This window comes from Deferribacter abyssi (genome assembly GCF_049472655.1).
GTDB classification, from domain to species: domain Bacteria; phylum Chrysiogenota; class Deferribacteres; order Deferribacterales; family Deferribacteraceae; genus Deferribacter; species Deferribacter abyssi.
This window is the reverse complement of record NZ_JAQNCS010000022.1, coordinates 23,259-29,552: the sequence shown is the minus strand read 5'-3', so window position 1 is coordinate 29,552 and position 6,294 is coordinate 23,259. Positions and strand designations below refer to the sequence as shown.

The 6,294-nt window shown below is 25.7% G+C and carries 7 protein-coding genes; 1 reads left to right on the top strand and 6 read right to left on the bottom strand.

Annotated elements, in window-relative coordinates; genetic code table 11:
* The coding region (locus OWK30_RS10700) for an MBL fold metallo-hydrolase (protein WP_423326359.1) at positions 1-724 on the top strand (724 nt) is incomplete at its 5' end.
* A gap of 3 nt (positions 725-727) precedes the next feature.
* Here the strand turns inward: OWK30_RS10700 and OWK30_RS10695 are convergent.
* The 6 genes from OWK30_RS10695 to trhA form a co-directional block, all read right to left on the bottom strand.
* Positions 728-2,173, bottom strand: a complete 1,446-nt coding sequence (locus tag OWK30_RS10695) for an AAA family ATPase (RefSeq protein ID WP_423326357.1) — start codon at positions 2,171-2,173, stop codon at positions 728-730.
* 124 nt (positions 2,174-2,297) lie between these two features.
* Positions 2,298-3,113 (bottom strand): YdcF family protein, encoded by an 816-nt coding sequence (locus tag OWK30_RS10690; protein ID WP_423326355.1) that lies wholly within the window; start codon positions 3,111-3,113, stop codon positions 2,298-2,300.
* A gap of 5 nt (positions 3,114-3,118) precedes the next feature.
* Complete coding sequence (locus tag OWK30_RS10685) at positions 3,119-4,081, bottom strand: glycosyltransferase family 9 protein (RefSeq protein WP_423326353.1); 963 nt, start codon at positions 4,079-4,081, stop codon at positions 3,119-3,121.
* Entirely contained in the window at positions 4,074-5,108 is a 1,035-nt protein-coding gene (locus OWK30_RS10680) for a glycosyltransferase family 9 protein (protein WP_423326351.1), read from the bottom strand. The genes OWK30_RS10685 and OWK30_RS10680 overlap by 8 nt, the downstream gene beginning before the upstream one ends.
* Positions 5,109-5,310: 202 nt before the next feature.
* Entirely contained in the window at positions 5,311-5,631 is a 321-nt protein-coding gene (locus OWK30_RS10675; RefSeq protein WP_423326349.1) for a hypothetical protein, read from the bottom strand.
* 20 nt (positions 5,632-5,651) lie between these two features.
* The gene (gene trhA, locus OWK30_RS10670) at positions 5,652-6,290 is read right to left on the bottom strand and encodes a PAQR family membrane homeostasis protein TrhA (RefSeq protein WP_423326347.1); all 639 of its coding nucleotides are present in this window, start codon (positions 6,288-6,290) and stop codon (positions 5,652-5,654) included.
* Positions 6,291-6,294: the final 4 nt, after the last annotated feature.

Sequence of the window (6,294 nt, the reverse complement as noted above, 5' to 3'; positions counted from 1 at the left end):
TATAGTTTTTGACACAGGGCAGAGCGTATCAGTTATAAATAACTATAAATATTTGGCTGATAACATTAAAAAGATAGATTTTGTTGTTCTCAGCCATGGTCACTATGATCACACGGGTGGAATTGCAAAACATCCAAAATTTTTTAAAGAATTAACAAACAAGATTTTTGCATCAAAATATATCTTTGATAAGCATTTAAGAAGAAGGACTAAAAATGATTTTGAAGAAATTGGTTTGAATAAAAATTTATGTAAAGATTTTTATTTTGAATATATAGATGATTATAAAAAAATAAACGACGACATATATCTTATTGCCAATATTAAAAATTTTGAACCTTTTAATGCTGATTCGCGACTTTATTGTGAGATTAATGGTGAAATTATAAAAGATCCTTTTAGAGATGAATTATATATGTTTATAAAATTTAATGATAAGAATATTTTGATAACTGGTTGTTCTCACTCAGGGATTATCAACATTGTTAAAGACTGTCAAAGCAAAATGAATGTGGATAAGATTGATTATTTGATAGGAGGAACGCATCTTTTTAAAAGTGATGAAGAAACAGTTAATAGGGTGATAGATTTCTTCTCTCAAGAAACAGAAGTAGAAAATATAATAACAGGTCATTGTACTGGTCTAAATTCTTTTTGTATGTTGAAGTCAAAGTTGAGCTCTAATTTATTTTACATGAAAACTGGGATGGTTTTTGATATTTAATAACTAGTTATTTTCACATATTATTAATGAGTTGTATTTATAAAATATTAAAACCCAGCCTGTTTTATTATTAACTCTAATTTTTGCCCAGTTTTCTTTTTTCTCAATTACTTCTGCTATACTATTTTTAGAAATTGTAAAATAATAGTTAGATTTTAACGAAGGTAGCTCTCTCAGTTTTTGATTTACTAAAAATTTAATACAATTTTTTGACTTTGTGATTTTTGTTTTATTGTCTGTTTTAATACTAATATTAATATTTTTTCTTTGCTTATTATTACTGTCACTTTTGTTATCAGTTTCTAGTATTTGATTATTGAATTGAGATTTTATGCTAGATTTGTTTGTTAATGAGGGATGTATCTCGTTTTTAGAGGAATATAATTGATTGTTTTTACAAAAAACAAAATAAAGAATAGTTCCACCAGTAAGAAATATTAAAATCAAAAGAAAAATTATTACTAAAGCTGTTTTTTTTGTATTTTTACCTGTTTCAAATATGTTAGTATGAGTGACATATGTTGGGAATATTTCATTAAAAGCTTTTTCAATGTGTTTCTTAGTAATTTTTTTACAACGATCATTGTAAGCATTAATTAAGGTATGTTCACAAATTCTATTTATTTCTTTAGGGTTACCTTGTGTTAAATCATATAAAAGTTTTATAGCATCTTTTGAAAATAGAATATTATTATTTTTTGATACTTTTTTGATTCTATAATAAACATAATTTTCAATGTCTTTTTCATTAAGTGGTTTTAATTGTATAATAATAGAAATTCTTTGTTTTAACTGTTTTAAACTGTGATTGTTTAAAACTTCTAGAAATTTAGGTTGACCTACAAATAATATTTGTAAAAGTTTTTCATCTTCTTTTTCAATGTTTGATAACTGTCTGATAATATCCATTGTTTCAATAGGTAGATTTTGAGCTTCATCAATTATTACAAGAGCATTTTTACCTTTTTTATGAAGTTCTACAAGAAACTCAGTTAGCTTTTCAAATACTTTACTGATATCTAGCTTATCTGGTAATATTATGCCAAAATCACTACATATGTATCTTAGCAATTCTTCTGGATTTAAAAAAGAATTTAAAACTAATGATGTGTCTACATTTTTAAGAGTATTAATTAAAACACGTGTCAATATTGTTTTTCCAGTACCTATTTCACCTATTAATGCCAAGATGCCTTTTCGTGTATTTATTGCGTATTCAATTAAATTTATTGCTTCTTCATGGCTAGAAGAATAATAAAAATAATCTGGATCCGGTGTTAATTTAAAAGGATCATCAATTAAGTTGAAGAATTCTTTATATATACCCATTAATGTTTTGACTTTTATTCTTTTTTTCTTTTGTTTAAAATTACTAATATTATCATATATTTTTCTCTTAATTTCAACAATAAAATCGGTAGTGTATAAGATTTTTGCGTAAGATTGCATAAGAAGGGCTCTTATAGTTTACATAGAATTAAGGATGAAAATAAGATAATTTAGTTATCACTTTATAAGGGGCAATTATCTAACTTAATTTTTGCAGTTTTTGGTAAAATTTTATCTTTTAATATTAGTATCTTAGTGAATAATAAATTAAGCCAATATATTCGTGAAGGGCATGCCAAGTATCGTAAAAATAGCTCATTTTTGGCATAAAGCTGTCAAAATTGTAATTTGTTCTATCTGTTTTATAGTCGGTAGGTGCTGGAATAACCTTAACACTTACTTTTTTAAAAGATAGTACAGCTCTTTTCATATGATATGCAGAAGTTACTAAAATAGCATTTTTTATTTTCAATTTTGACATTATCTTTTTGCAAAATAAAGCATTTTCATAGGTGTTTTTACTTTTAGTGTCGGTAAAGATCTTGGATTCGCTTACTCCTAGCTTGATCAACACTCTTTTCATGGCGTCTGCTTCAGATTCAATTTTTTCAGATTTAAATGCGCGTCCGCCACTTACTAGAATTGGCAGATCAGTAATTTTATGGATGTAGTATGCATATATTAACCTTTTTAATGGATCTGGTTTTACTGATGCATGAAGGTTATTATCTGGAGATATGTCATAAATACCTCCTCCCAGAACTATTATAATGTTAGCATTTTTTGTAGTTTTAATATTTAACGGTGGATAGCTGTTTTCAAGAGGTAATAGTAAAAAGTCTTTTGTTGGTTCTATTGAAAGAAAATAGATTATTATAATGAGTATATTTGAGAAAATTATAACAACTTTAATACGTTTTTTTAATTTATTTGAAATCTGATAATCTTTAAGATTGTTTAACAACTTTAATATATGTGATAAACTTATTAATATTATTAATAAAATTAAAATAAAAATTCCAGGTGGTAACAAAAAGTAAGTGAATAATTTTGAAATCATGAAAGTCATTTTTCTACATTTTTTAGAAATATTTTTATTTTTTCATATACTTCATCAATATTAATATCTGTCATACATTTAAAATGCTTTTTTGGGCATTTTGATAAGCCATGTATATGGCAAGGACGACAATTAAGATTTTTGTTTTCAATAACTTGAGAGTTAGTAAAAATTGGATAAAATCCAAATTCGTGTGTAGTTGAACCAAAAATAGCAATTGTTGGTGTGTTGCAGCCTATACCAATATGCATAGGGCCCGAATCTGTAGTTATTAAGAGCTTAGCTTTTGCTATAATTTTTATCATTTCTTTAATAGTTGTTTTATTGGTGAGATTATAAATATTTTTATGTTTAATATTAAAATTTCCATTACCTATAATAGTAATTGCTTCACCTTTATTGGCTAGTTTTGAAGCAATTTCTTCAAAATAAGGCCACTCTTTAGTGGTTTTGCTAGCAAAAGGATGAATAACAATGATATTTTCTTTTTTATTTTTTTTAATTAGAGTGGGGCGCAAGTCTTCAATAGTATTGATTTTTAGAGGTAGTATTTTGTTTACAGCTTCAAAGTACTTTTCAACCACATGTTTTTCTAATGAGTTTTTAAATAGACGAAACTTGACAAACATTCTCCTTTTAAAAGAATCTTTTTTGTAAGAGCTTATTTCCGATGGTGAAAAAATTTTTAGAAAAAAAGTTCTTAAATTACTATGTAAGTCAAAGATATAATCGTAATCATTGATATTGTCTTGTATAAATTTTAAATATTCAAAAAAAGAGCTTTTTCTTTTTATTGATAAAATTTTTTTTATTTCAGGTCTTAGAGATATTAGGTCTTCGTATCCTTTAGATGTTAAAAAGTGAATTTCATAATTTGGATATTGTTTGTAAAAAATGTTTATTATGCCAGTAGTTAAAACAATATCTCCAATAGATGAAAATCTTACAAAGAGTACTTTTTTATTCATTAATCACCTTTAGAAATGCATCGAACACTTTATCTGGACTTATATCTAACATACACTTAAAATGATTTTGGGGACATTTTTTACCACCGTGAAGTCCACATGGACGACAACTTATTTCGTTATTTTCAACAATAATGCTTTTGTTATCATATGGATAAAAGCCAAGTTCTTTTACTGTAGGTCCAAAAATACCAACAACTGGTTTATTGTGGGCTATACTTATGTGAAGGGGAGCACTATCATTTGAAATAAGCAGATCCACAGATTTTATCCACGTGGATAATTCTAAAATCGATGTTTTGCCTGCTAAATTTATAAATGGTGTGGAAGTATAAGTTTTAATTTTATTAACCACTGGAATTTCATTTTTGGATGCAAAAATTATGGGTATATAATCGTTTTTATATAATTTTTCGATGAGCTTTGTAAAATATTCTGCAGGCCACATTTTTGTAGCCCACATACTTGCTGGAGCTATTCCGACAATTTTTTTGTTTGGAAATGAAGCTTTCAAAAACCTTGCGATATTTTTATATAATTTTTCATCATAAGAAACTTCAGGTTTTCCTGCAATTTTTTTTATTTTTTGAAAATCATAATTTTTTAAAATCAATTTCAATAACAATAAATTTCTTTCAACCTCATGTAAGCTCATTTTTCGATTAATAGTGTCGGAATATAAAAAAGATAAAACAGATTCATTAAATGAGATAGACCGCTTTGGATTTGAAAAAAAGTTTATTAATGTGCTTCTCAAGGACTTGTGACATGAAATAATTATATCAAAATGTATTTTTTTTAATTTTTTAATAAAGAGAATAAGATTTTTTATGCCTTTTTCTGTGTTTCTTTTATCAAAAATTATTATTTCATCAATAAAACTTAGGTTTTTAAAAAGAGGAGCACTTTCTGGCCTAACACAAAAGTAAACTTTACTATTAGGATAGAAATATTTGACTGCTTTAATAAGTGGAGTTGTTAGTATAGAATCTCCAATAAAGGATGGATTAAATATTAGTATTTTCATGCGATGTGATAATAAAGAAATTTTTTTTGAAATCAAGAGATAGTTAAAAATTCAATTTTTACTCAGATTATATTTTATAATATATTTCCTAAGAAATTACTGAGTAAATAGTTTGATAATAAACAATAATGTGACTTTAGAAATTATTCAAAAAGGAGTAAAGATATAATATTTGCTAAATGTTATTTGTGTTTATTTAAAGTTAGAAAGTAAGTACTTCATATCCGTCATTTATAAGATTTGATATATACTTTCCTACATATTTTATTTTTGCTCCTTTTTGCTTTAAGTTTTCTGTAATTCCTATTTGATCAGCAATATATTTACAAAATATAGGCTCAGCATGTTCTTGAAGTTTATTAAAAAGTTCTTCATCTTCTAATAATAATTTTTCAGCTTGTCCAAAAATTACAAATTTAACATCTTCTACCCATCCATGTTTTTTTGCATTAATACCATATGTAATACCTGGTTCAAGAATTTCTTTTTTATTTGATGATAACCAGATCAATATTTTTGCCATTATCTACCTCCGATTATAAACTATCCCTTTATATAAAGAAACATTAATAAAAAATGCGTAAAACTTCCTAATAAAACAAATATATGGAAAATCTCATGAAATCCAAGAATATCTTTAAGAAAGTTTGGTTTTTTTACAGCATAAATTATAGCACCAATTGTATAAAAAACTCCTCCTAATACCAATAACAAAAAACCATTAGGTGGTAATGATGTGTATAATGGATAAATAGCTATAATAGCAGTCCAACCCATAAGAAGATAATTTGCTGCAGAAAGAGTTCTTGAAATGTTTTTAATTAATACTTCAAGTAATATACCAATTACTGCTATTATCCATATAATTATAAATAGGGAAATACCTATTTTTTTATCTAATACGATAAGTGAAATGGGAGTATAGGACGCTGCTATAAAAATATAAATCATAATGTGGTCAATCTTTTTAAAAACAAAAATCAGTGATTTATTTTTAGTGATTGAATGATAAATAAAACTTGATGTAAAAGATAAAAACATTCCTAGACTATATATTGTAAAAGCAATCTTTTTGGATAAATAACTACTACCATTAACTAATAAATAAAAGACTACTATACTAAAGATAGAACCTATCAAATGTGTGATGGCATTGACAGGTTCTCTAAATTTCAATTTCATAATT

What these genes read in the sequence shown, in the direction of transcription:
- OWK30_RS10680 (WP_423326351.1), bottom strand. Translation starts at nt 5,108, where the DNA reads ATGAAAATACTAATATTTAATCCATCCTTTATTGGAGATTCTATACTA.
- OWK30_RS10695 (WP_423326357.1), bottom strand. Translation starts at nt 2,173, where the DNA reads ATGCAATCTTACGCAAAAATCTTATACACTACCGATTTTATTGTTGAA.
- OWK30_RS10675 (WP_423326349.1), bottom strand. Translation starts at nt 5,631, where the DNA reads ATGGCAAAAATATTGATCTGGTTATCATCAAATAAAAAAGAAATTCTT.
- trhA (WP_423326347.1), bottom strand. Translation starts at nt 6,290, where the DNA reads ATGAAATTGAAATTTAGAGAACCTGTCAATGCCATCACACATTTGATA.
- OWK30_RS10685 (WP_423326353.1), bottom strand. Translation starts at nt 4,081, where the DNA reads ATGAATAAAAAAGTACTCTTTGTAAGATTTTCATCTATTGGAGATATT.
- OWK30_RS10690 (WP_423326355.1), bottom strand. Translation starts at nt 3,113, where the DNA reads ATGATTTCAAAATTATTCACTTACTTTTTGTTACCACCTGGAATTTTT.